The 23,389-nt window shown below is 39.9% G+C and carries 16 protein-coding genes and 5 tRNA genes; 9 read left to right on the top strand and 12 right to left on the bottom strand.

Going from position 1 to position 23,389, the window contains the following annotated elements; genetic code table 11:
• Nucleotides 1-2: 2 nt before the first annotated feature.
• A complete protein-coding gene (gene yihA / locus KO02_RS08335) occupies nt 3-710 on the bottom strand; it encodes a ribosome biogenesis GTP-binding protein YihA/YsxC (RefSeq protein ID WP_081918329.1) in 708 nt (235 codons plus the stop codon).
• A 138-nt stretch (nt 711-848) separates the two neighbouring features.
• Here yihA and KO02_RS08330 point away from each other — a divergent pair, with 138 nt between their 5' ends.
• The 3 genes from KO02_RS08330 to KO02_RS08320 all read left to right on the top strand — a co-directional run bounded on the left by KO02_RS08330 (nt 849) and on the right by KO02_RS08320 (nt 3,772).
• Nucleotides 849-1,790: an ABC transporter ATP-binding protein gene (locus KO02_RS08330; RefSeq protein WP_038697459.1), complete on the top strand. Its 942-nt coding sequence runs from the start codon at nt 849-851 to the stop codon at nt 1,788-1,790.
• Nucleotides 1,783-3,096, top strand: coding sequence for an ABC transporter permease (locus KO02_RS08325; RefSeq protein WP_038702348.1), 1,314 nt, complete (start codon nt 1,783-1,785; stop codon nt 3,094-3,096). Before KO02_RS08330 ends, KO02_RS08325 begins: the two co-directional genes overlap by 8 nt.
• A 235-nt stretch (nt 3,097-3,331) precedes the next feature.
• Entirely contained in the window at nt 3,332-3,772 is a 441-nt protein-coding gene (locus KO02_RS08320; RefSeq protein WP_038697457.1) for a nuclear transport factor 2 family protein, read from the top strand.
• A gap of 75 nt (nt 3,773-3,847) precedes the next feature.
• Here KO02_RS08320 and mnmA read toward each other — a convergent pair whose 3' ends face one another.
• The gene (gene mnmA, locus KO02_RS08315; RefSeq protein WP_038697455.1) at nt 3,848-4,939 is read right to left on the bottom strand and encodes a tRNA 2-thiouridine(34) synthase MnmA; all 1,092 of its coding nucleotides are present in this window, start codon (nt 4,937-4,939) and stop codon (nt 3,848-3,850) included.
• Nucleotides 4,940-5,126: 187 nt separating this feature from the next.
• Between mnmA and KO02_RS08310 the strand changes: the two genes are divergently transcribed.
• The 5 genes from KO02_RS08310 to KO02_RS08290 all read left to right on the top strand — a co-directional run bounded on the left by KO02_RS08310 (nt 5,127) and on the right by KO02_RS08290 (nt 5,651).
• Nucleotides 5,127-5,202 (top strand) — tRNA-Phe (locus tag KO02_RS08310).
• Nucleotides 5,203-5,239: 37 nt separating this feature from the next.
• Nucleotides 5,240-5,315, top strand: a tRNA-Phe gene (locus KO02_RS08305).
• A gap of 37 nt (nt 5,316-5,352) precedes the next feature.
• Nucleotides 5,353-5,428 (top strand) — tRNA-Phe (locus tag KO02_RS08300).
• A gap of 37 nt (nt 5,429-5,465) precedes the next feature.
• Nucleotides 5,466-5,538, top strand: a tRNA-Phe gene (locus KO02_RS08295).
• 40 nt (nt 5,539-5,578) lie between these two features.
• Nucleotides 5,579-5,651 (top strand) — tRNA-Phe (locus KO02_RS08290).
• A 54-nt stretch (nt 5,652-5,705) separates the two neighbouring features.
• On the opposite strand, the gene KO02_RS08285 is transcribed toward KO02_RS08290, so the two are convergent.
• The 4 genes from KO02_RS08285 to KO02_RS08270 all read right to left on the bottom strand — a co-directional run bounded on the left by KO02_RS08285 (nt 5,706) and on the right by KO02_RS08270 (nt 15,702).
• A complete protein-coding gene (locus KO02_RS08285; RefSeq protein ID WP_038697453.1) occupies nt 5,706-7,298 on the bottom strand; it encodes a RagB/SusD family nutrient uptake outer membrane protein in 1,593 nt (530 codons plus the stop codon).
• A 13-nt stretch (nt 7,299-7,311) separates the two neighbouring features.
• Nucleotides 7,312-10,611 (bottom strand): SusC/RagA family TonB-linked outer membrane protein, encoded by a 3,300-nt coding sequence (locus tag KO02_RS08280; protein WP_038697451.1) that lies wholly within the window; start codon nt 10,609-10,611, stop codon nt 7,312-7,314.
• 517 nt (nt 10,612-11,128) lie between these two features.
• The gene (locus tag KO02_RS08275) at nt 11,129-12,748 is read right to left on the bottom strand and encodes a RagB/SusD family nutrient uptake outer membrane protein (RefSeq protein ID WP_038697449.1); all 1,620 of its coding nucleotides are present in this window, start codon (nt 12,746-12,748) and stop codon (nt 11,129-11,131) included.
• An 11-nt stretch (nt 12,749-12,759) separates the two neighbouring features.
• Complete coding sequence (locus KO02_RS08270; RefSeq protein WP_235212368.1) at nt 12,760-15,702, bottom strand: SusC/RagA family TonB-linked outer membrane protein; 2,943 nt, start codon at nt 15,700-15,702, stop codon at nt 12,760-12,762.
• Between the two features lie 1,051 nt (nt 15,703-16,753).
• Between KO02_RS08270 and KO02_RS23520 the strand changes: the two genes are divergently transcribed.
• Nucleotides 16,754-16,978 carry a hypothetical protein gene (locus KO02_RS23520; RefSeq protein WP_144243280.1) on the top strand — a complete coding sequence of 75 codons (225 nt, stop codon included), beginning with the start codon at nt 16,754-16,756 and terminating at the stop codon, nt 16,976-16,978.
• 79 nt (nt 16,979-17,057) lie between these two features.
• Here KO02_RS23520 and KO02_RS08260 read toward each other — a convergent pair whose 3' ends face one another.
• The 6 genes from KO02_RS08260 to KO02_RS08235 all read right to left on the bottom strand — a co-directional run bounded on the left by KO02_RS08260 (nt 17,058) and on the right by KO02_RS08235 (nt 23,225).
• A complete protein-coding gene (locus tag KO02_RS08260; protein ID WP_081918328.1) occupies nt 17,058-18,314 on the bottom strand; it encodes a TlpA family protein disulfide reductase in 1,257 nt (418 codons plus the stop codon).
• A gap of 19 nt (nt 18,315-18,333) precedes the next feature.
• On the bottom strand, nt 18,334-19,308 hold the full coding sequence (locus KO02_RS24240; protein ID WP_051959817.1) for a RagB/SusD family nutrient uptake outer membrane protein: 975 nt from the start codon (nt 19,306-19,308) through the stop codon (nt 18,334-18,336).
• A gap of 5 nt (nt 19,309-19,313) precedes the next feature.
• The gene (locus tag KO02_RS24235) at nt 19,314-19,697 is read right to left on the bottom strand and encodes a RagB/SusD family nutrient uptake outer membrane protein (RefSeq protein WP_081918327.1); all 384 of its coding nucleotides are present in this window, start codon (nt 19,695-19,697) and stop codon (nt 19,314-19,316) included.
• A gap of 11 nt (nt 19,698-19,708) precedes the next feature.
• Nucleotides 19,709-20,854, bottom strand: a complete 1,146-nt coding sequence (locus KO02_RS08245) for a TonB-dependent receptor (RefSeq protein ID WP_051959816.1) — start codon at nt 20,852-20,854, stop codon at nt 19,709-19,711.
• A 67-nt stretch (nt 20,855-20,921) separates the two neighbouring features.
• Nucleotides 20,922-22,310: a carboxypeptidase-like regulatory domain-containing protein gene (locus KO02_RS08240; protein WP_081918325.1), complete on the bottom strand. Its 1,389-nt coding sequence runs from the start codon at nt 22,308-22,310 to the stop codon at nt 20,922-20,924.
• A 249-nt stretch (nt 22,311-22,559) separates the two neighbouring features.
• Nucleotides 22,560-23,225: a hypothetical protein gene (locus KO02_RS08235; RefSeq protein WP_144243279.1), complete on the bottom strand. Its 666-nt coding sequence runs from the start codon at nt 23,223-23,225 to the stop codon at nt 22,560-22,562.
• Nucleotides 23,226-23,389 lie beyond the last annotated feature (164 nt).

The following is a 23,389-nucleotide window of genomic DNA, read 5'->3' as shown; positions in this document are numbered from 1 at the left end:
CGCTATTCCTCTTCGTCAGCAAAACGATATCTATCTTTATCCTCCACATCAGCAAATCTATCTTCATCGTCGTCATCATACTCATCATTACGATCAGTATCCACTTCAGGTAGAACAAAACGGGTATTGATATCCGCTATGGTATCCAATATAGCATCACAACCCGATTTTACTTCCGCAGAAGTTAAAAAACACTTTGGAATCTCCTCAAACCATTCGCCCAATGCTTTTTTAAACTTGGACATATTGACATCAGACTTCACATTTGACTGCTTATCCGCTTTTGTAAATACCAACATAAAGGGTAAACCCCGCTCACCTAACCAATAACAAAATTCTAAATCTATTTTCTGCGGTTCATGACGACTGTCTACCAAGACAAAAATACATTGCAAATTATCGCGATGCGTTAGATAACGACGTATAAACTTTTCCCAAGCCTCGCGATTTGTCTTTGAAGTTTTCGCAAAACCATATCCAGGTAAATCCACCAAAAACCAGTCATCGTTGATGATAAAGTGATTGATAAGCTGTGTCTTACCAGGTTTTTGCGATGTTTTTGCTAAACCTTTCTTGCCAACCATGGCGTTGATCAATGAAGATTTCCCTACATTGGAACGACCAATAAAAGCATACTCAGGTAGTTTGCCCTCAGGCAATTTATCAACTCGTGTATTACTACAGATGAATTCGGCTTTTTTAATTTGCATCTTGCAAAGGTAGTATAAAACTATCCTTTTGACAAATTGAACAGCCTGCAGAATCTATATAAAAAACGGAATAATGGCTATATTTATGTAACGTTTCTCATTTACTATTGACTAATTATAAAATAACCAAAATAAAACATGCTTTTAGAAATCAAAAACGTCGTAAAAGACTATGCCAGTCATAGAGCCTTGGATCATGTATCACTCAGCATTCCTAAAGGCAAAATATTCGGACTACTAGGTCCAAATGGAGCTGGAAAAACATCACTGATCCGAATTATCAATCAGATTACCGGACCCGATGGAGGTGAAATTATCTTCGACGGAGAGCCCTTATCACCCCAACATATCGCCCGCATCGGTTACCTTCCTGAAGAAAGAGGGCTTTATAAGAAGATGAAGATAGGTGAACAAATGCTTTACTTAGCACAGTTAAAAGGTCTGAGTAAAAACGAAGCAACAAAAAGAATAAATCATTGGTTTGAGAAACTTGACATTTTGTCATGGTTGGATAAGAAGGTCGAAGACCTCAGTAAAGGTATGCAGCAGAAAGTACAATTTATCGCTACTGTACTGCACGAGCCTGACCTGATCATCCTGGATGAGCCTTTCTCTGGCTTTGACCCTGTCAATGCCAACTTAATCAAAGATGAAATCCTCGAATTGAACAGAAAAGGGGCTACAATCATCTTTTCGACCCACCGTATGGAGTCGGTGGAAGAACTTTGCGATCATATTGCACTGATCAACCGCTCGCAAAAGATACTCGACGGCAATATTCGGGACATCAAAGACAAGTACAAAAACCAAACCTACAAAATAGAACTACATTCCGTAAAAGATGAAAAATCGATACATATAGAAAATCTATACACTATAAAATCTCTAGAAAACATTGAAAACAAAATCAATATCACCATTAAGCTAAACAAAGACATTAGTATCAATCAGGTACTGAGTGCCTTAATCCCACTGGCAGAAATCCATCAAGTCCTAGAAATAGTACCCTCTATAAACGACATTTTCATCGAACAGGTGACGTTATCCAACAATGCTAAAAACGAAATCGACCATGCATAAAATACTACTCATCATTCAACGCGAATACTTTTCACGGGTCAAAAAGAAATCATTCCTGCTGATGACATTTCTGGTTCCCCTATTTTTCATTGCCCTTTATGGCGGCATATTTTATCTGACCAAGAAAAGTTTCAAAGACGCTCATGCCCATGTTTACATCTTGGACCAGCAAGGAGACTTTGCCCAGCACTTGAAAAGCGACCCCAACATTACGTTTACCGTTAGCGACCGCGCTCTCAAGGATCTAAAAGTGCAGATCAAAGACGATGAGCAAAACAGCTCCATCTTGATCATCCCAAAAGATATCTACCAGAAGTCTGCCATCGAACTCATTTCAGCAGATAAGGCCAATATTACGATTCAAAATTCCATCGCTCGCCAACTAGAAGGCATCATCAGACTCACAGAATACAAGAAACTGGGTATTGACCCGCAGGTATTGGTATCTGTGCAGCCGCACATCAAAGTCAATGCTAAAGAACTTACAGAAGATGGTCAAGAGAAAAATAGTAACACAGGCATCGCCATGGGCATCGGAGTGGGTTTGGCCGTGTTGGTATACCTATCGCTATTTCTATATGGAGTACAGGTAATGCGCGGTGTCATCGAAGAAAAAAGCAACCGCATCATCGAGGTGATTATATCATCAGTCAAACCCTTTCAGCTCATGATGGGTAAAATCATTGGTATCGGTATGGTCGGGTTGACACAATTCCTACTTTGGATATTACTCACCGGCGGGCTGATCTTTTTAGCAACCAAACTACTGAATAAAGAAGTCGTGGAACAAGCCGCTATGCAACAAGGTAGTTCTGGTATGGTCGCTATGAACCAATCCGCAGACACTGGACTCGGATTTGGCATCTTACAACATCTCGAGTCTGTTAACGTCACAGAGATCGTCATTTGCTTCTTCCTGTTCTTCCTATCAGGCTACTTACTATACAGTGCTATCTTTGCTGCCGTGGGTTCGGCTGTAGACAGCGAAACAGAAGCCAATCAATTTACCATGCCCATCACCATGCCATTGCTACTGACCTACGTATTGTCGTTTGGAGTCATTATCAACGACCCTAACGGCCCTATTGCAACCTGGTTAAGCTTTATACCCTTTACCTCCCCTATTGCCATGCTGGTGCGCATTCCGTTTGGAGTACCCTTCTGGCAGATTGCCGTATCGTTGACCATTTTGATCATTACCTTCCTGCTCGTCACTTGGTTAGCAGCCAAAATATACCGCGTCGGTATTTTAATCTATGGCAAAAAAGCAAATTTCAAAGAAATCATGAAGTGGATTAAATATTAAAGCAGCATATATACCTATATAACAGCTCTTTGCGAATAGCAAAGAGCTTTTTTTGGTTACAGCCCATTTACCGACCCATTTCAATTCCGTCGCAATTCACCGAATCCTTTCCCCTCTTCACCGAGTTTACCTCGTCGTTTACCTTATTCCACTTCTAGTTTTTAGTCTTCGTATATACCTTTGATTCAATCAATTAAACAAAAAAAAACAAATCAAAAACTTAAAACTAAAGATCATGAAAAATTCATTAACCTCCATCTTTCTCGTACTTGCACTAATCGGAGCATTGGTAGTACTTACGAATAGCAGTTCTGCAAAAGACAAAATTGCTAAAAACACAGACCCCATTGCCGTTATCGACAGCTACATACAGATTACAACAGTGGGCAATACAGAGGGGATACAAAAATTATTCTCCAACGATTTTAAGTGGACACAGTCATCCAATGCAAAAACAAAAACCTATAACAAAACAGATCTTGTTAACTTCTTAAAAGTGCATAAAGGTCTTATTCAAAATTGTAAAACCAGCTACAGTATCATGGAGAAAAATGACAACTGTGTCATGGCCAAAGTAGAAATGAAATATGACAATTTCACAAAAGTAGAATGTATCACCCTATGTAATGAAAATCAGGAATGGAAAATAACCCAAATCATCGAATCGTACAAATAGCAGCACCCCTCCATGAAAAAAGGTCTTAAAACTAATTTTAAGACCTTTTCTTATTTTATATAAAATCGATGTTATCTATTTCACTAAGAAACCACCACCAATCAAATCATTGCCTTCATAAAAAACTGCCGATTGACCAGGTGCGATACCTTTTACATTGTGCACGAAATCGATCTTCACCATATCACCCTCTTGCGAGATTGTAGACAAAGCACCAGCATCTTTATAGCGCACCTTCGAAATCGCTTCCATCGGTTGTTCCAATGAAGCATATTTCACCAAATTGACATTGCGCACATAAGCGAATGATTTTTCCAGTTCATACTCTTCACCCAACACAACCGTATTGCTTTCTGGAAGTATCTCTACCACAAACATCGGTTTACCCAATGCAATACCCAGACCTTTACGTTGTCCGATTGTGAAATAAGGGTAACCGATATGTTCACCAACCACAGTACCATCCGTCAAGATAAAGTTACCTTTACCGATCTGTTGATCCAATGTAGGAACTTTATGTCTTAAAAATGCACGGTAATCATTATCCGGAACAAAACAGATCTCATAGCTCTCCGCTTTATTAGCCAGTTCCTTTTGCCCCATATCCAAAGCCATCTGACGAATTTCTGTTTTAGCGAACGAGCCCAATGGGAATTGGGTACGAGCCAAATTTTCCTGCGCAACACCCCAAAGCACGTAAGATTGATCTTTATTTTCATCCTTACCTTTCGAAATCACGTAACGATCATTATCGTGAAGACGAATATTGGCATAGTGCCCAGTTGCGATAAACTCACAATCCAATTTATTCGCACGTTTCATCAAAGCCTCCCACTTAATATGTGTATTACACAATACACAAGGGTTCGGCGTACGGCCAGCAATATATTCATCTACAAAATTGTCAATGACAAAATCGCCAAACTCGTCTCTAATATCCAATATATAATGCGGGAAACCATAATTCACCGCCAATGAACGCGCATCGTTGATACTATCCAAGCTGCAACATCCGGTTTCCTTAGACGAACCACCAGAAGCTGCATAGTCCCAAGTCTTCATCGTGATCCCTATGACTTCATACCCTTGTTCATGAAGCATGACAGCCGCTACCGAACTGTCAACACCCCCACTCATAGCAACTAATACTCTTCCTCTTTTACTCATTTTATTTTATTGAACTGCAAAGATAGGCTATTTCAAAATTTTACGTGTTAATTTCTTGTAAATTTTATCTGTATCTAAATCAAGTCTTTCAAAAAAATACATGAAATAAATGATTGAAAAGTTTTAGAATTCGAATTATCGGGCTATATTTGCATCGCATTCAAAGTTAAACGGGGATGCAGGTTAAGGTGCCATAGCTCAGTTGGTAGAGCAAAGGACTGAAAATCCTTGTGTCGCTGGTTCGAATCCAGCTGGCACCACCAGATCTGAAAGTAACAGATTAAAAACAAAAACTTGGAAGGTGCCATAGCTCAGTCGGTAGAGCAAAGGACTGAAAATCCTTGTGTCGCTGGTTCGAATCCAGCTGGCACCACCAAATCTGAAAGTAACAGATTAAAAACAAAAACTTGGAAGGTGCCATAGCTCAGTCGGTAGAGCAAAGGACTGAAAATCCTTGTGTCGCTGGTTCGAATCCAGCTGGCACCACCAGATCTGAAAGTAACAGATTAAAAACAAAAACTTGGAAGGTGCCATAGCTCAGTCGGTAGAGCAAAGGACTGAAAATCCTTGTGTCGCTGGTTCGAATCCAGCTGGCACCACTAGATCTGAAAGTAACAGATTAAAAACAAAAACTTGGAAGGTGCCATAGCTCAGTCGGTAGAGCAAAGGACTGAAAATCCTTGTGTCGCTGGTTCGAATCCAGCTGGCACCACAAAAGAAAGCTCTCTCAGTAATACTGAGAGAGCTTTCTTCATTTATAGGCATCTTATTTATTACCTGAATATGGATTTTGATCCGTTTCAGAAAGCGCGTTATTGTTCGCGATCTCCAATTGTGGAATCTGATTTAGAAAACGGTAATCATTAGAAGGAAAAGTACCGGTTGGATTGGCACTACCCGCTACATAACCATTCAAGTTGTTCATTCCCCAAGTATAATGGCCTTCCGGATAAGTAGCCGTTTCTTGGATACGGAGCAATGGTTTTTGCAAGCGCAACAAGTCGTATATTCCCGTAACACCCTCACACAACAGCTCCTTCCTACGCTCCACATAGATAGCCTCTAGCAGTGGTGTTCCCGCCGCAGCAGTGGTCAATCCCTTAACACCACGAGCCGTTTGCAAACGATTCAGATAGGTCAACGCCTGTCCATTGTTCAATTGTGCAGCAGCCTCCGCCATGATCAGTAACATCTCCGAACCACGCATCAACGAAATTTCTGGTCTGGTATTTCCCTGAACAGCACCATTGGCATCGCCATAATGCTTATACTTATCATACGCCCATTTCGTAGACCATTCCTTCGAAGCATTTTTAGTACGTTTCCAAAACTGGTAACGATCCTCTGTTCTTTCAAACAGCTTTTCATATTGACCATCCGCAAAAAAGTCCAAGAACGAATAGATAGGTCCATCCGTATAGCCCTCACCATAACTTTCATCTTGGTTATACCAGAAATTAAACTGCGTACCACCACCCAGGTTATTGGTCGCCGTAAATTGGACAGCCCACATCACCTCAGCATAATTATTGCTGATTACATCATCAAAACCAGAGCGATACTGCTCTTTGGTCATCAATTGGCTGTAATTAGTATAAGCCGCATTAGCCTCTGCATATGCACCTTCCCAATTATTCATCACCAAATAGACCCGAGCTAACTGCCCCGCTACCACGCTTTTATCGATCGTCCACTTATTTGGACGCGTATAATTTGCCAATAAAGACTTCGCATCCGTCAGATCTTGGACAATCTGAGCATATGTTGCTTCCACAGTAGCACGAGGTAAACTTTCATTTTCCTTCGGACTTAAGCGCAAGATCACCCCAGGTTTCTGTTTAGCCAACATATAAGTCTGTTGATAGTTTTGGATCAGGTGAAAGTAACACAATCCCCTGATCGCTTTTGCCTGACCCATGATCTGATTTTTCAGAGTCTCTTCACCCTGCGCTTCAGGCAGTGCATCGATGATGATATTCGTTTGGTTGATGATCTTATACATCATCGACCAAATACCATTAGATAGACCCGTCGTTTGCGTCTTTTGAGGCTCATAGGTATATGCCGTCACCTGGTTGCCACCCATATTGGTATGGCTCAAGATATCCGCTCCCCCCAGATCCACATACATCTGCAAACCTGGCAACCCCGCATAAACACGGTCCGTGCCCTGATCATTAAAATACAGTTGTCTATAAGTAGCCGTCAGCACACGCTCCAACTGCGAAGCACTCGACAAAACTACATCCTCCGACGTCGCTGTTGAAGAATCGGCATCCAAGAAGTCCTTACAGCCCGTTTGCATTAAAAGGACAGCCCCTAATGCGATATATTGTAAACTTTTAGCAATTTTTTTCATTTTCTATTCTCTTTTAAAACGACACCTGTAAACCAGCCATATACACTCTTCTTGCACCCTGTATCCCATTATCCTTATCAGCAGAACCGTTATAATTATTACCAGACAAGGCCGTTTCAGGATCCGAATACCGTTTTTTCGCTGCACCAAACGTTAGCAAGTTATCGCCCGATACATAGAAGCGCACTTTAGACAAACCTATCTTCGACAAGGTATTCGTCGGCAATGAATAGCCCAATGAAACGTTACGCAGACGGATATAATCGTTATCAAACACATAGAAATCAGAATTTTTACGCGTACTCGCATAATCATCATTCGAATACTTAGGCAATAAAGCCTGATCTCCAGGTTGGCGCCAATGATCTGCCACTAGATCTTGGATCACACCTACACCACCACGTACAGCAGTACGCTCGACATACGCATAGTCAAACATCTTGGATCCCAGCGAATAATACAACATAAACGACAGGTCTATTCCTTTAAACTGGAATGCATTGGTCAATGAACCATACACTTTCGGTAGCGCCGAGCCGATGTTCTGATAATCATCAGAGGTTACCTCTGCATCATATTTTTCTGTCATTTTCCAGTTTTCACCATCACGTACCCAATAGCGCATATTACCCGTTTCAGGATCTACACCTGCATTTTTAACCATATAGAATTCGTACAACGAGTATCCTTCAGCAAGTTTGTAGCCTGCCCCCCGATTGTTGTAGGTAAACTCGCCACTAGGTAAGTATGTGATCTCGTTTTTCAACGTAGATAAGTTCGCATCGATCTTCCATTTAAAGTTTTCCTTACGAATGGCATCAGCACCCAATGAGAATTCAAAACCTGAATTTTTCAAATCGCCCAAATTGGTATTCAACCCATTAGCACTACCCACCTGTGCCGACAATGGAAACTCTTTATAATACAAAAGATCAGATGCCGTTCTCGAATAATACTCGATCGTACCGTAGATATTTTTCAGGATACCAAAATCAAATGCGGCATTGAACTGTTTGTTCTTTTCCCATATCAACGACGGAGTCGGGAAAGCCGAAGGATACAACCCCGCTTGACCATACAAGTCACTTGATTCATACACCCCTTGGTAAGCATAGTAGATATCACCACCAGCCACACCATTATCACCACGGCGACTCAATTTATCGTTACCCGTGGTACCGTAGCTAGAGCGAAAGGATAGATTATCCAACCAGCTCACATCCTTTAGGAAATCCTCCTTAGCAATCTGCCAAGAAAGGCCTGCCGAAAAGAAGTTACCCCAGCGGTTGTCCGGATGAAAGCGAGAAGAACCATCCCGACGGAATGAACCGGACAGAAAGTATTTACTATCGTAGTTATAATCCAACTTACCAAAGTAAGATAAAAGTGCATAGCGATCCTTGTTGGAATTTACCGACCAATTTTTAGTCGTCGAAGACAATTCATACTGCCCCAGCTGCATGATCCCCTCTCCATATCCATAGTCGTACAAGCTGTTATTGGTATAGGACTCCTGTCCAGCCAATGCAGCTAAATTATGACTACCAAAATCCTTGTTCCAGCTCAATATATTGTTGAATGTAACGGATTTGGTATTGTTATTCGAGCGCGAAGCAGTCCCGCCATTCGTCATCACGGTAACCCCATATGGCGCCAGCTGCCCTGCTCCATGGACTGCAGATCCATAGGTGAAATTTTTCGAACTATTATCGTCGATACTTAAGCTCGTTTTAAAGGTAAAATTGTACGGTAAAGTAACCTGTGCAAAAAACCGGGACGCTATCATACTGTTCATCACATTATTGAAGTCCTCATCATTCGCATTGTTCCAGTAGTCACCATTATTCTGCATGACATTGGCACCAAAGAAATTATTGACATAATTTCCATAATCGTACATGCGTTTACCTGTTTTTTCCGAGTACACCCAATCCGTATTGTCGTTATTGCGCAGATAAGGCGAATACATCGATGTGGTAAACACCAAAGCACGTGCTGCACCAGAAACATTCTGTCTGCTACCGCTATAAGAAAGGTTACCCCCTACCTGCAACCATTTATTGACCTGTGTGGTTACGTTGGCACGGAAACCATAGCGTTTAAAATATTGGCTAGACGCATACCCCTTATCATCCAAATACGAAGAAGATAAGAAATAATTGGTCTTTCCATCACCTGCAGTACCTGAAACATCCAGACCATAATCCTGTCTCAATTTTCTTGAAAACACGGCTTTGTACACATCATAATCAGCCTCATCCCAGATCATTTTCAAGTTCGGGTTGATATAAGGATTGCCTTTACCATCATGCATGACATAATCTTCATCGATGTGCTGGAAGGGCGATACATATATTGACTCACCTTTGGAATTGTTCACCTTTTTCAACAGCTTGCTGAGCACATTGTCCGAAGCCCAATCGCCAGCCTTCTCCGAAGTCAAGTTATATTTATAGAATTGATCATTGTACATCGCTTCCCAAGTGTTGAGCAATTGCTCTTGAGGAGAAGCTTTTGTTGGATTTTTGACCGCATTGTCCGAAGTACCCCAAGCCGATCTAAAATTCAGCACCGGTTTAGCCGTTTTTCCTTTTTTAGTCGTGATCACCACCACCCCATTTGCTGCACGAGAACCGTAGAGCGAAGAAGCAGCCGCATCCTTCAAGACCGTAACCGATTCAATATCTGAAGGAGATATCGAGTTGAGCTGACCATCATAAGGCATCCCATCCACCACATATAGTGGATTAGAAGTCCCAGACATGGAACTGATCCCGCGTATCTGAATACGCGTTTCACCACCTGGATTACCTTCATTGTTGACCACATTGACACCAGGACTCATCCCCTGTAGTGCCTCTGCAAAACCCGAACCGGATATTTTTTCCAATTGATCCGATTTGACCACCGAAGCAGAACCAGTGAATGTAGACTTTTTAGCCGTACCATAAGCCACGACTACCACCTCATCCAGATCATTAGCTGTCGATTCAAGTTGCACATTGAGCGTAGTCTCCCCTTTCCATACAATTTCTTTCGATGCATAGCCCATATAGCTAACCACGATTTTTGATCCCATCGGAATCGTCGCCAAATTAAAGCGACCCGAAGTATCTGTAAAAGTCGCTATAGCCGTTCCTTTGACAGAAATAGAAGCTCCAGAAATCGGCCCATTCCCATCACGCACAACCCCGGTTATTTTAACTTGGTTGCTTTGGTATTCGACCTGTATACCCGCGATCGATTGATCGAGGCCACCAAAACCAAATACCATTGAAAAGGCTAAAACATGAAATAGTTTAGATTTATTCATAAAAAAATAATTTGTTAGTACGTATGATGCATTATCCACACGCGGCGACAAATCAATAAAATATTTTTAACAAAACACATTAATTGTAAAAATAAATCTAAAGAACTGCTAAAATAATTGCTAAAACAATAATATTTGAAGGTTAAAATTCACAATAACACAAAATAAACTTATACAAGTTTAAAAGTTTAAACGCATAAAATCAGTGATTTATACACGTATCACAGCACTTTCAATAGCGCAAACTTCTGCAAAGACGCAAACATCGGCATGATACCACAAAAAAATATACCTCCCAACCAATTGTAACAAAAATATAGCACACATCAGACATAATGCTCAGTAATGACTGATCTATTTTGTTACTAACAATCGTTTAAAAGACGATTATATAAATATATTTTTTTCCCAATCAAAATTCACACTATAAAATAAGACATTATGAAATAAAAAGAGCTGATGAATAACGTAATTCACCAGCTCTTCTACCTTTTTAGGCGCTACTACAAAAAGAACACTAATTATTATACCCTATATTTTGAGGAAAATCTGCTCCAGAATTTGCATCAATGACCTCTTGAGGAATAGGCCATAGTTCATTCCCGTCCTTTATTGCATCCTTAGATTGCGTATTCAATCTTTTCACGCGATCTAAAAATACAGTTTTACCAAATCTAGAAAGTGTCATTCTACGCATTTCCTCTCCCAACAGTTCCCTAGCTCGCTCGTCCAATAAATAATCTATATTAACTTGAGATGCCAATACAGGAGTAGCTTTAGCTCGCGCTCGCACTACATTAATTGTCGAAGCAGCAGACGCAGGGTCATTCTTTTGCAAATAGGCTTCAGCTAAGAGTAAATACGTTTCGGCCAATCGGATCTTAACACGATCTTTCATATTACCTTCAAACGCAGGGTTATCAGCTGTCTTTCCATAAAAGAATTTAGTTGTCGTCGCAAACACATTGCCAGACTCTTTGATCTGCTCGGTAATATTGAGTTTAGTACCATACAATGGACTCTTCGGATCATTATGATACCAATCTCTTTTGATGTTATATTCCGAATTGCGGACATCTTGCACTTCATAGCTATTCAGCCACCATTCATATGGTCTGATATGACCTAAGCCACGACCACCCAAAGAATCTGCCAATAGAAAACCCGTTTGCTGCGCATAGAAAGGCACCCAAGCACGCTTACTCCAATCGGTATAGAGATCTCCCCCACCTTGACTATTATATTCCAGCTGTATTGCCCAGATAGTTTCTTGATTTCCTGATTTACGATTTTGATTTTTTTCAATAAACATATCGTGAAAATAATCTCCAGATAAATCCTTTTCTACACCAAACCGTTGATTGTTCAAGCTAAAATACGGAGCATTGATAACAGCTTGAGCTGCAATAATCGCCGAATCGGGTTTATTGGCCCATAAATAGGCCTCTGCAAGATAATGATAGGCTGCCCATTTTGTCAATTTACCATCTTCGACACTTCCTGGATTTTCAGGCAGATTTTCGGCTGCATATTTAAAATCTGCAATCATATTTTGAATAACCTCCTGTTTAGGAGCTCTTGTAAAATCTGTCCTTGGTAATTCCGAGACTTTATCCACCCAAGGCACATCTCCATATAAACTAACCAGGTAGCGATAAGCATAAGCTCTGAAAAATTCTGCCGTAGCACGGACTCTTTTAGGATCTTGATCGGCATCCTTCCATTGAATGTTTGGATTGTCCAAAGCGGATAATATCAGATTTGAATTACCGATCAATCCATAGGCAAATTTCCAATAATTACGAACGTAGGAAGACGTCGGATTTAAGGTATAATTGGAAAAGGGTGCCAGTGTCGCATCTGTACCTGTCTGCTTTATAGCAACAATATCTGTCCCTACTTGCAGTGCTTCCTGCGGGGTAGCTCCTTGCGAAAAAAAGTCGTTGTTCCAAGTATGAAACTCCAATCTAGCAAAGGCATAAAGTCCTGTTAATCCGGTTTCAAAACCATTAGTAGTGGTATACGTATTGTTAGGAGCTTGAAAACCGCTGGTATCTTCATCCAAAAAATCTTTACTGCAGCCAACAAATAGTGTGGTGCTTAATAATAAATATGTAATGTTCTTAATTGCTTTCATGACTTAAATGGTTAAAATTGTACATTGACTCCTAATGAAAATGTTCTTGCAGCGGGATAAGGCGATACCATATTTGTTGTCGTTGGATTGCCCGTTACACCGCTCACTGCCAATGCTTCTGGATTAAATCCTTTAACATTCGTAAAAGTATATAGATTTCGGGCATTGATAAATGCTCTTATAGACCCGATATTCAATCGCTCGAGCTGCGCTCCATTGAAGGTGTAACCCAATGATAGATCACGAATGCGCCAATAGGAAGCATTCAAATAATAGCTATGGTTATTGACGGGTGTATATCCAGGTGAAGGGATGCTCGTACTCGGACGCTCAGGTGTCCAATACTCCATATCTGACAAATAGTTGGCTCCATTATTAGGTAAGAAACGTTCAATATTTCTAAAATTGTCTTCTTTAGAAACGTCAAAAGCGCCATTCATAAAGATCGATAGTGAAAATTTCTTATAGCTAAATTCATTACCAAAACTCAGGTTATAAACAGGCACTTTATTGCCCATCATGGTACGATCTGCTGCAGTAATTTTTCCGTCACCATTCATATCGGCCAATTTTGCATCTCCAGGTTTTGCATTCGGTTGGTGCGATTGCGCGATATCATCCTCTTTCTGCCAGATACCGGTTACCTTATAATCGTAGAAGATACGAATGGGTTGTCCAATCAACCAAGCATTGGTCAGATCATCCTTGCCATCACCCCTTAGGTCAACGATCTTATTTTTATTCCATGAAAAATTTATACTCGACGACCAGCTGAAGTCTTCTTTTACGATATTTTTCGTATTTAACCCAACTTCAATACCGACATTAGCAGTCTGACCAATATTACTCAAGATCGTACTATAACCATTCATAACAGGAACCTGACGGCTCATCAACAGATCAGAAGTTTTTGCATTATAATAATCAACATTACCACTGATGCGATCGTTCCATAAACCAAAATCCAAACCAATATTCAAGGATTTGGTTGTCTCCCATTTTAGGCTACTACTTCCGCGACCATTATAGTTCATCACCAATCCATTGGATACCGTCGCATCGTCGCCATACAGATATTCTATTTTGGACAAGCGGTTGTAAGTCTGATATGGGCTTACAGCTTGATTTCCATTTTTACCATAAGAAGCTCTCAACTTTAACATATTGAGATATTCAGAGCTGAAAAAATCCTCTTTGGATATCACCCATGCTCCGGCTATAGACGGGAAAAATGCATATTTATCATTTTTAGAGAAAGATGAATAACCATCCGATCGGCCTGTCAATGTCAATAGATAGCGTTCTTTATACCCATAATTGATTCTTCCCATATAAGAAAGTAAAGCCGTATTGGTCAACCCGGAAGATATCTTTTGATTTTTTGCGGCCGAGCCCAAATTGTTATAACCGACATCCGAGACAAAGTCTTCACCATATAAGCGAGACCATTTTTCTTGCGACTCCGATGCACTGTACAATCCAACCACGTTTAACTTATGGTCACCGAAAGTACGGTCATAAGTAAGGAGATTTTCCCAAGTCCAATCGTACCTGTTGTTGTTATAGATTTCGCCTTTCCCTCTTATCCCCATTCCTGTAAGGGTGTTCGATCCATAATAATAGGATTGTTCTTTATTTTGATAATTTGTACCAAAAGTCGTTTTGAAACTCAAACCTTGAATAGGTAATTTAACATCCAAGAAAGTATTGGCGTACACCGTTCTCTTGATATCATCATTAATCCCGTTATCATCGGCAAAAGGATGAGGGTATAAGGTCTGCGCATACATCGGATAGGTAACAACTTGACCATTTTCATCACGGTTGATACCATAAGGACTCATTTTCACCGCATTATCAATAGAAGGCTGCACACCATTCCGCTTACCTTGCGACGCTTGTACTGCGAGACCAAGTTTCAACCATGATGTCAGATGCTGATTGAGATTAAGATTGATATTAAAGCGCTCATAAGGTGTGTTTTTCACCAGCCCATCTTGATTGAGATAAGCAACTGAAGCATAATAATCAGATCGGTCACTTCCTCCCGAAAAACTTAATTGGTGTTCATTAACTGGCGCATTTCTGTTAAAGATAACATCTTGCCAATCCACCTCCTCCCCTTTTTTATATTGTTGTAAAACATTGGCAAACAGATAATTTTCTGGATCCAATTGACTGCCTGTTTTACCTTTTGAAATTTGATAATCACGCATATAATTAATATACTCGGGGCCATTCATCAGGTTCAGTCTTCTTTCCACATTTTGTATCCCAAAATATCCATTATAACTCATCTGTGGCTTGCCAGATAACCCTTTTTTAGAAGTGATCAAGATGACACCATTTGCAGCACGAGAGCCATAAATAGCTGTTGAAGATGCATCTTTTAGCACGGATATATTTTCAATGGTATTGGAAGCGATATCACCTAAAGATCCACTAAAGGGAATACCATCCAAAATAATCAATGGATCGTTAGATGCCGATATGGAGTTTTCACCACGAATCGTAAAAGAAGCGGTAGTTCCAGGACGCGCATTTCCGGAATTAATATTTAATCCGGCAACTTTACCTTGCAACTTGTCCACGATATTAGGAGAATTGATATTTTCTAAAGATTTGGAAGATACCGTAGCCATGCTTCCTGTTAAATCTGATTTCTTTTGTGCGCCATACCCCACTACAACAACTTCGTCTAAGTTTTCAGAACTTGATGTCAAGACCACATGACCAGCAACCGAAACTGCAACTTCCTTACTTTTAAAACCAACAGACGAAAAAACAAGAGTTGAACTTGAAGATGTAACGCTCAATTCAAATTGTCCCGTTTTATCTGTGGATGTTGAAGTCGTGCCACCCTTTTCTTTAACTGTTACGCCAGAAATTGGGTTACCATCTGCATCTTTAACCGTTCCTTTTATGGTTGATTGCACAGTATGGTATTCTGACATATCACTTTTGGAAATATGGGTGTGAGCGTAGCTTTGTAACCCAATTAAAAGAATAGGACTTAATAAAATTGACTTTCGACATAAATAAAGCCGATTAATCATTTTCAAATTTGGTTGGTTCATTATAATATAGTTTATAGTGTGACGACAAAATACACGTAACTTTAACATTATATTAAAACTGCAAATAGACAATCGATTGTGTAATTCACGAAAACGTTATATACAACGACTTCTTACGCTAGTAATGAAATTGGGGAAATCCCACTCCTCGCATTAGTTACAACACCATTTTTCAAACGCAATATTTCATCCTTATTTACAGGTATACATTATAGCGAACTCAGAAACTCCTCTATTTCACGCAGAATTTCGTCTGCGAACAATGACAATGCCACAAAACACAGATTTCACCAAAATCTCCAACAGCGAAATATTTATTATCGATTTACAGTATACATATGTTGTAAATCAATAAAAAACGCACACTTGTAACAATAAAAGAGTCGCATTTCTTACATTTTTTTTGCAACAGATGTAACAATAAAATTGTAAGAAATGCGGTAACGCTGCCTCTGTTTTCCTCTTTACCTTAGTCTTAGTTCAAATCAACAATAAAAGAAGATTGCTTTACATCTATACAAGAAGGCTGAAATTCTTAAGATGTAAACTCTTCGAAACAGTATAATGGGTTCGTTAGGGTTGCGATTCCGTTTAGTTGAATAATGTCATGATTCCCTAGCTCGAAAAGAGCTAGGGAGTTTTTTAAGCAGAATAAACAATGAAAAAAAATTTCATAAATATCAAGAGATACAAACGAAAATTTGCAGTGTTTCCCATTGATAAAGGGTGGAATAATTAAAGCCCTGCTGTTTATCTTTATGATAGATACACCCTTCGGGGCAACTCAGTAGGCCGAACCGCAGTATTGACAAACTGCACCTCGCAACGAAGGATAAATCACTTTTTCAGTTTATTATTAAAAATGACAATTCAAACTTTTTAAAATTGTCCTCCATAATAGACTTCATTATTACAAAACTTTAAAGTTATGCCTTTATTTTCATACACGGGTACAAACCCGTCACAACCGAATTCGTACACTTTAGTAACAACAACACCTACATGTGGTTTGGTAACCGAACAAATGTGCACTATAGAAGCTGCTAACAATGGACTTAACAAGCCTGTAATTACAGAAGCATTAAAAGATGAAATCATCAATTGTTTACAAAATCAGATTAATGATACCCATGTAAAATTGACGGAGAGATAAGGGGTCAATAGAATAAATACATAAGCGTTAGCTAAATTTAGAATAGGGTATGAAACTTCATACCCTATTCTAAATTTAGCTAACGTTCCACCTCTTCAATCACCAACACTTCCTGCTCCCCTATTCCGATTTCTGCTACAATACCATAATGTGCTAACTGTTCATTAAATTCCTCCAAATTGTTGTAGTTTCCTATTACTATTTCCTCCTCACTTTTAACCAAATCCAGTACAGGAGGAAATTGCCTACTCATATCGGTCATAATAGATAAGGCTGCAGTACTTTGGTATGTCATTCCATTCAAAGATATCTTCCTTGAATAGATTTTCAGAGGACTCGGTTTTAGTATGAGACATTCGATATTCATCATCATTTTATAAGTTCGGATTCCCAAAAAGCTATGCAAATCATTTAGGACTATACAAGCCTGAGTCGAATCTGTACGTGTAATAGAATCCAAACGTTCATAAGAAATGGCATTTTGCGCATACCAAACATCGCCAACATTTGCAGTATCAACATAACGATTTGAATCTTTTACCTTCAGCACCAATCGCTCTGGTCTTGGGATATAGTTTGCTTTATGTATTTTCGCCCAAGTCGATAATACAGCACTGTAGACAGAGACATTGTAAAAAGAAGTCTTTTGCATTCGGCTTACGCTATCAATTTTTCTTCTGAAAGATTCAAAAGGCACACCATTCTGATAACCCGATAGCGTAACCATTCCCTTTATAGGCATTTCATTCTTAGCTTGTCCTGACAAATTTCCTTTCCCAAAATCATCCTTGAGTGGTAAATCAATCTGCCCATTATTATATAGCCCCAAGATATGCTCCTCAGTTATTAACTTATTGCCTGTTATCGCATGTACCTTTCCCTTATAAAGGCACACAACATGAGGTACACTACGATGCGGGAATAGTTCTTTCAAGTACAGGTCCGAGTAGATAACAGGAAGATTGGCCCTATTCTCCTTTAGAAATTCATTCTGTTCAAAGAACTTTTCCAGAGTTGCCCTATCCTGCCAACCAACAGTAATAATCTGTACTTTGTCTTTCAACTTATCTTGCAGTTTCTGCAATTTAGACATCGTCTGAATACAAATACCGCAAAAAGTATCAAAGAAATCTAATATGACCACTTTATCCTTCAGTTTCTGTAATTCGATTGGTTTTCCATTACCGCGCATCTGATGTATTGAATTTGGTGGTACAAAGGTATCACCCACTTTGAGTGCTTTACTCAAATCTACTTTTTTATCCGACTGTGCATTGGTATATTGAGCCGTTATCAGCATCATGCATAACAGTGCCATTATTTTTAAATATTTCATATTATCTTATTTTGTAGGATTACCTTTTATTTTGCGATAGTTTTCCATTATTAATCACGATTTCAGGGAGCCGGTAGGCATATTTTCGACTATTGGGTTCCAGTTGATAGACTATACCATGCATCTCCCGCTTCAACTTTTTCTGATAACGAGTTTCCAGATTCAATCTTTTTAGATCCGACCAGCGACGACCACGGAAAACCAATTCTTTTTGTCTTTCTTTCAAAATCAAGGGTAACAGCAATTCGGGTTTTTGCTCTTTAACAATTACATATGTACCTCGTTCAAATCGACTTTCACACAAAGTATTCAATGCTACCAAGGCCGCATCTATTTTTCCAATTCTTGCAGCTGCTTCCGCTTTGATTAAGTAAACTTCACTTGTTGTGAAACCCACAAACAAACTTGCCATAGCATTATCATAGCTTCCTTTGAAACCATATGAATCTACTGGATACGTGTTCTTACTAAAGAAAATACTTTTTCTTAAATCATCCGACAAATAACTTTTGTATAGCATCGAATCAACCAAACCGACATTAAGGCTCATAGGTACAGCAGTTGTAGAACCCGCAGCGAATAGTACTTCCACATTGAACCGATCAATTGGTAAATCCCTGTCCTTATCTAAATCATTAAAATTCATCAGCTCACTTTTCAACTGCAAACAGGAGTCTGCATATAAAAAGGCATTTTCATATTGCCCCATCACCAAGTAGGTTCTTGCCAAACCCGCATATGCACTTGCACGCGAAGGCCTTCCCTTTATTCCTTCGATAAGTGGTAGTTTATGGGCTGCATTTTGATAATCCTTTATAATTTGATCGTAAGTTTCATGTAGTGATGCGCGAACAGAAGGATCATCAATACCTGGATTCAATCGTAATGGGATGCCCATTTCAGTTGCAGCAGTTACTTCTCGATAGGCAGGCGCAAACACTTCGACCAATTGCTGGAAGGCAAATGCACGAAAGAAATATGCAATACCCGCCAAGTTGTTTACTTTTTAATATCTATCTTAGTATCAGCACTGTTATTATTAATAATCTCCAATGCCTGATTGGCATTGAAAACTGCTTTGTAAGGTCTTTGCCATTGTGCTACATCATCATAGATGATATCCATCCAAGTATAAGTATTACGCTGATCAAAATCTAGCATGCCATCGAATGTTTCCAAAGCTACATAGTATTCATCAGCAGATAATTCGCCATATACTGGATAGCCTGTATTCATGGTAGAATAATCGTTTAGTAAAAGCTCAGCATCCGCTAGACTATTAGGGATAACCATTTTGATATCGGGCTTTACCTCTAAAAAATCAGTACAGCAACAAAAAGACAATAGCGTAGAGATACTAAAAATAGAAATGTATATTTTCATAATTTCGGGTATTAAAGATTAAAACTTAAACCTAACGAAGACATCATCGCATCAGGTATATTGGAACCATACTCCGTGTCTATCCCCAGCTTATTACCCCGCCAGATGGTGCCGACGTTTTGGATATAAGCGTATACACGGCAATTCTTCATTTTGAACTTATTAGCAAATGGTATATCTACACTCAACTGTATATCCCGCAGTTTGATTTGCCCACCATTCTCCACTAAAGCAGAAGAACGCATAAACACTTGACTTCCTAGATCTGCAGGATATTTAAAAGCGGGTACATCAGTTTTTAGTTCATCACCTGGTTTTTGCCAACGTAACGCATAATCTTTATGCCCAACATCACTGTTTAAAAACAGGTTATTATCAAAAGAATTGCGCAGGAACTTATGCCCCAATTGATAGGAAATATTCCAAGAGAGTTCCAAAGTTTTATAGCGGACGGCATTACGCCAGCTCCCAGTATACAAGGGCACGGTCGAACCGTAATTTTCAAGATCATGTACCTTCAAGGCTAAGATAGCGCTATAATTTTTGGATACTTCGCCATTCAAATATGCTCGTGCCTCACCCGTTTCAGGGTCCAAGCCCGCCCATTTGTAAGCCAATTGGCTATATAAATCCAGTCCCTCAACTGCAGTCCTTGCATTAGATTGAGCAGAACTTATAAAATCTTTCCCATTCTCATTTTCAATATACGATTGCAACACTTTGGTACGTGCATAGGTAAAAACCAAATGACTGTTCCAAGTCCAATTCTTGACTTGAATAGGTGCAGCATTTAAGGAAATATCCCAACCTTTTGTACGGATATTTCCACTATTGATCATCAAAGTTGTAAAGCCCGTACTTGGGTCAACGCGGTCTGCAGCAATCAGGTCTTTGGCATTTTTAACATAGTATTCGATACTCCCCGAAAACTTATTCCCCTTTAATGCAAAATCAAGACCGAGATTAGTGATCGCTATTCGCTCCCAGCGTAAACTGGGGTTTGGTGGTGTATTGATATTTCCATAATTTTGATTGGTGATATAATGTGCATCGCTCTCAATGGAAATAATCGGATAAGCAGAAACACTATTATTCACGTTACCATTATAACCATAGGTACTTCGGAGCTTCAAATAGTTAATTGGACTGTTTTGCATAAAAGATTCCTTTGATAAGACCCAAGCCCCACCAATAGACCAAAAAGGTTGGCCACGATCATTACTCTTAACGCCAAACAGATTGGAGGCATCCTGTACTCACGACTTCCACTTCTTCCAGCTGATTATCCGACACAGTTAGTTGTATAGACAATACTACTCCAGAAGTGTATTCCTGTTCCACAGTTTTGTAGCCTACATTGGTAAATTTGACCTTTCCATTTCGGTGTGCTACTGGTACGCTGAACGAACCGTCTTTCTTGGTGGATATCTTGATATTCTCGGCTTCGACGCGCACAGATACTCCTTGCAGTGGTTTCTTGTCCACGGCGGATACCACCGTTCCCTGCAGGACAAAACTTTGCTTGCTCTGGGCTTGGCTATTTAAAGCTCCGAACGTCAGCAACAACAGTAAAATCGGTGTTATCGAAAACCTTGCTGCACCAAACAAACGCACAAACCGCTTATTCCCAACAACCTTCCCTACTCCTTGCGTTAAGTTTAAGCTTCGTTTTAAGCGGCTCATAGAATTATCACATTCAAGATGAGTAAATACTTGACTTAAAAATTTAGAAGCCTTAAAGGCGCTTATTTGAGATAACGAACCCTCCAAGCTTGAACTACCCGCTTCCCGACCTGAAGACACTGCGAACTTACAAAACGTTGTACCCTTCCAGTAGCTTCTCAGTACCTCTTTGGTAGCTCTCCAGTAGCTTCGTAGTACACTCCCAGTACCTTTTCGGTACCTTTCCCGTGAACTAACAGTACTTAAACAGTACATTCTGGGTACCGGGTTCGTACCTCCTTCGAACCTGCTTCGCCCCTCACCCATCTCTTGCACACCCCTGACACATCCTCTAACCAACTGTTCCCCAAGAAAAGGGTGTTGGAAGGTAATTAAACGGTATTTAGCAGGTCGTACATTCTCCGAAGCTGGTACGAACACAGTACGAACCTGACCCGAATTTGATGCCTGCTTGCTACCCGAAAAGCAATACATCGGCCGGTCGCTAGCTCCACTCTTGAAATCTTGAAGTACTGCCGTACTCGAATGTTTCCCTGCCTTTTCTTCGATTCCTGTTCGAGGTTTGTTCGAGTATCCTTCGACACTTGTTCGAGACCGCTTCGACACTTGTTCGGGTGCTGTTCGACTCCGCTTCGACTGGGCTTCGGGAAATTGTCGAACAACGGTCGAAGAACCGCCAAACGAATGGCGGCCCAATCCAGACTCAGGCACAGAGCTGTTCCCAAGAATAGACGAACGTTCATCAATAAAAACCTGACTGCCAAAACACACATTAGTTGCATGTGCAATATTATTTTCAAGCGCATATTCAGCAGTAGGATATCGACGTGCTATCCTTAGCTGCATGCACCTGTTTTTTAGGTTATAAATGGACTGGAGAATACCCTTAAAATAGGCATGTCCTCTCCCATCCTTATAAAAACTATTCATTTTTTCGTAAGGTTAAATTTGAGATTTACCTGAAGGCAATAGACATCCAGGATAGCTTCCATTTGAAGCTAGTCAGGTGTCCATAAGCTTGCGCTCAGGCTATAATAAAATGATGGAATCGAAAAGCGTTATACGTCTGGATTTAATTTATCATAATTGGTTATCAGCACGCTTTCATCGACATGAAGTCATCCTTGATGACTTGTAACCCTACATCTTAAGGCGGAACTTTTGTCTGTCTTATCATGGTCAAGAAGGATTAACTTTATTAGACTTTATGATCATCATCAACTGCTCCTCCCAAATGAGTTCAAATGACTCACCATCATTGGTCAAAACTGTTCGACTACCTTGAACCACGGCCAATTTCTCGACCCTTACATCTAACTGGAAATGTTTGTTCATATCGTTCAGTATCCGCTGACGGTATTCCTCACGTTCGGTCCTAGCAGGTACAGCCAGTTCATAGCAATAGGATGGAGTTTTTACCAATTTATCATTGGGAACTAACTTTTCGCGCTCCTCACCGAGTACCAATATCCGATTGGTCGGAAAGTCTGCCGGTAAACCTAAGGCAAACAGGTAGATTTCATATACCTCCATACTGATCAAGGATATCCGGAGTACATCGGTACTGTCATTGCGCACGACCATACTGAATGATTCCGTAGTCTCCAACAAGTCTATCAACAGTGAATAATAGAGCTGTTTGGGGTGCTCACCCATGATATACTTCAATGATTTTGGAGATAGCCCCTTCACGATATCAAACCTCAGTTCTTTAAAATAGCGTTCTGGTAAATCTGTTATCATAACTGGCATTTTAATAATTGGAACCCGTATTTTACTCAAAACAAAAGACATATCTTCTCCTGTGGATAGTGCATAACTATCCCCTTTGCAAGTTTTTTGCATGATTTTAAGGTTCATATCAATGGTGAGTTTGAAACTAAAATAAGTTACAACGTTACCAATTGATGGTTAAAAAATAAGATTGTAAAAATGCAATTAGAAAGTCTTCGTCTGCTTTTATAAATGGTTAATGGCCTTGCATCTTTAATGGATAGTCATCAATGTGA

The sequence above is a fragment of the Sphingobacterium sp. ML3W genome (assembly GCF_000747525.1).
GTDB lineage: Bacteria > Bacteroidota > Bacteroidia > Sphingobacteriales > Sphingobacteriaceae > Sphingobacterium.
This window is presented reverse-complemented; position numbering and strand designations above follow the sequence as displayed.

Coding starts and splice junctions, on each gene's coding strand:
- yihA (WP_081918329.1), bottom strand. CDS start 710: ATGCAAATTAAAAAAGCCGAATTCATCTGTAGTAATACACGAGTTGAT.
- KO02_RS08330 (WP_038697459.1), top strand. CDS start 849: ATGCTTTTAGAAATCAAAAACGTCGTAAAAGACTATGCCAGTCATAGA.
- KO02_RS08325 (WP_038702348.1), top strand. CDS start 1,783: ATGCATAAAATACTACTCATCATTCAACGCGAATACTTTTCACGGGTC.
- KO02_RS08320 (WP_038697457.1), top strand. CDS start 3,332: ATGAAAAATTCATTAACCTCCATCTTTCTCGTACTTGCACTAATCGGA.
- mnmA (WP_038697455.1), bottom strand. CDS start 4,939: ATGAGTAAAAGAGGAAGAGTATTAGTTGCTATGAGTGGGGGTGTTGAC.
- KO02_RS08285 (WP_038697453.1), bottom strand. CDS start 7,298: ATGAAAAAAATTGCTAAAAGTTTACAATATATCGCATTAGGGGCTGTC.
- KO02_RS08280 (WP_038697451.1), bottom strand. CDS start 10,611: ATGAATAAATCTAAACTATTTCATGTTTTAGCCTTTTCAATGGTATTT.
- KO02_RS08275 (WP_038697449.1), bottom strand. CDS start 12,748: ATGAAAGCAATTAAGAACATTACATATTTATTATTAAGCACCACACTA.
- KO02_RS08270 (WP_235212368.1), bottom strand. CDS start 15,702: ATGTCAGAATACCATACTGTGCAATCAACCATAAAAGGAACGGTTAAA.
- KO02_RS23520 (WP_144243280.1), top strand. CDS start 16,754: ATGCCTTTATTTTCATACACGGGTACAAACCCGTCACAACCGAATTCG.
- KO02_RS08260 (WP_081918328.1), bottom strand. CDS start 18,314: ATGAAATATTTAAAAATAATGGCACTGTTATGCATGATGCTGATAACG.
- KO02_RS24235 (WP_081918327.1), bottom strand. CDS start 19,697: ATGAAAATATACATTTCTATTTTTAGTATCTCTACGCTATTGTCTTTT.
- KO02_RS08245 (WP_051959816.1), bottom strand. CDS start 20,854: ATGCAAAACAGTCCAATTAACTATTTGAAGCTCCGAAGTACCTATGGT.
- KO02_RS08240 (WP_081918325.1), bottom strand. CDS start 22,310: ATGAATAGTTTTTATAAGGATGGGAGAGGACATGCCTATTTTAAGGGT.
- KO02_RS08235 (WP_144243279.1), bottom strand. CDS start 23,225: ATGCAAAAAACTTGCAAAGGGGATAGTTATGCACTATCCACAGGAGAA.